This window comes from Okeania sp., assembly GCF_983059655.1.
Genome location: NZ_CEZPJD010000791.1, coordinates 1 through 1247, shown reverse-complemented (window position 1 = coordinate 1247; position 1247 = coordinate 1). Strand labels below are relative to the sequence as shown.

The 1247-nt window shown below is 41.1% G+C and carries 1 protein-coding gene; it reads right to left on the bottom strand.

Annotation, left to right across the window (positions count from 1 at the left end; translation table 11 throughout):
* Positions 1-115: 115 nt before the first annotated feature.
* Complete coding sequence (fni, locus tag AC3DU7_RS28420) at positions 116-1153, bottom strand: type 2 isopentenyl-diphosphate Delta-isomerase (RefSeq protein WP_488042611.1); 1038 nt, start codon at positions 1151-1153, stop codon at positions 116-118.
* Positions 1154-1247: the final 94 nt, after the last annotated feature.

The following is a 1247-nucleotide window of genomic DNA, read 5'->3' as shown; positions in this document are numbered from 1 at the left end:
GTTAAGTTAATTGCTCAACATTAAATTTAGATAAACCCGCTCCATGCCCCACTGTGTCAGTCCAGTAGTATACTAACTTCTGACTTCTGACTTCTGACTTTTGACTTCTAACTCCCTATTCCCTCTTTTCTAGACTGCCAGATTTTTTCAGTTCAGATAAATTAGCATTGCCTGTACACAATAGGACTGTTGTAATTTCTGCTATTAAAATATCTACTAATATATTTAGAGATTCTTCTGATTCAGCTGCAGCTTGAAGGAATGGCCAAGCTAGCCCACTGAGGTCTGCACCCAGAGCGATCGCTTTTGCCACATCCACCCCATTCCGCAAACCTCCAGAAGCAATGAGGGGAATGTCTGAGTTGAAGGTGCGGATGTCAGTAATACATTTTGCTGTTGGTATACCCCAGTTGGCAAAAGTTTCTCCTAACCTACGCTGACGTATATCTGTTGCTCTTTCCCCTTCAATTTTTGCCCAAGAAGTCCCCCCAGCTCCAGCTACGTCAATTGCTGCTACTCCAGCATCTATTAATTTTTGAGCCATTGTTCCGGAAATGCCATTACCGACCTCTTTGGCAATAACTGGCACTGGCAACATATAGCATAATTTTGATATTTTGTCAAATAATCCACGAAAATTTGTATCACCTTCAGTTTGAATACACTCTTGCAAAGGATTAAGATGAAGAATCAGAGCATCTGCTTGTAAGATGTCGATCGCTTGTTGACACTGCTCTATACCATAATCATAATTTAGTTGAACTGCCCCTAGATTAGCAAATAGCAGAATATCCGGAGCGAGCGATCGCACAGCAAAAGTATCAGCCACTTGGGAATTTTCCACCGCCACTCGTTGTGAACCCACTCCCATTGCTATTTTATATTTTTGAGCAACTTTGGCTAACCGATAATTAATCATTTTTGCTTGTTCAGTGCCACCTGTCATCGAAGATATCAACAATGGCGCACCTAATTGTTTTCCCAGAAAAGTAGTGTTTGTGGTTATTTCGTTGCGGTTTAGTTCTGGTAAACAACAATGGGTAAAACGGTAGCGGTCTAAACCATTAGTAATGTTGTGAAATTGGACATCTGATTCCAGACAAATTCTGAGATGGTCTGCTTTGCGGGTTTGAGTTTGGGAGTTTGAATTCATCAGTTATTTAGTAAGCATTCAGCCGTCAGCCATCAGCTATCAGCTATTACTTTTAGTTAGAGCTGACCGCTAATAGCTCTTTGCAGAGCATTTC